Annotated in this window: 1 protein-coding gene; it reads left to right on the plus strand. The window is 56.8% G+C overall.

The annotated features are described in order from the left end of the window. Window positions 1-13: 13 nt before the first annotated feature. Window positions 14-403, plus strand: a 390-nt coding sequence (locus AB1462_RS32355; RefSeq protein WP_367249209.1) for a TRAP transporter large permease subunit, incomplete at its 3' end; no start/stop codon positions are given.

Below are 403 nucleotides of genomic sequence, written 5' to 3' on the forward strand. Positions count from 1 at the left end.
CATGTTCATTGTGATGATCACTATCAGATGCTGGGTAAACCCGGAGCTGGCGCCTGCAACGAAGGTGGAAATCTCGGCCGAGGAAAAGCGTGCGCTTCTTCTCGATGCCTGGCCGCTTCCAGTCCTTATTGCGGGTGTGAGGGGAGGTATCTTCACAGGTATATTCACCGCTACCGAAGCAGGTGCAGTCGGTGCATTCCTTGCTTTTGCGATTGCGCTGCTGCGCGGGCGGCTGACCATGCCGGTGATACGCAAGGCGCTTGTCGATACGGCGTCCGGCACGTCTTCGATCTTCATTATCGTTGTGGGTGCAGCACTTTTCGCCCGCTTCGTTGCGCTTGCAACCCTCCCGACATGGATAATGGGCTTCTTCGAGGGCTTCGACACGATCACGGTCATCCTG

The sequence above is a fragment of the Pseudomonas sp. SB113 genome, assembly GCF_040754745.1.
Lineage (GTDB): Bacteria > Pseudomonadota > Gammaproteobacteria > Pseudomonadales > Pseudomonadaceae > Aquipseudomonas > Aquipseudomonas grimontii.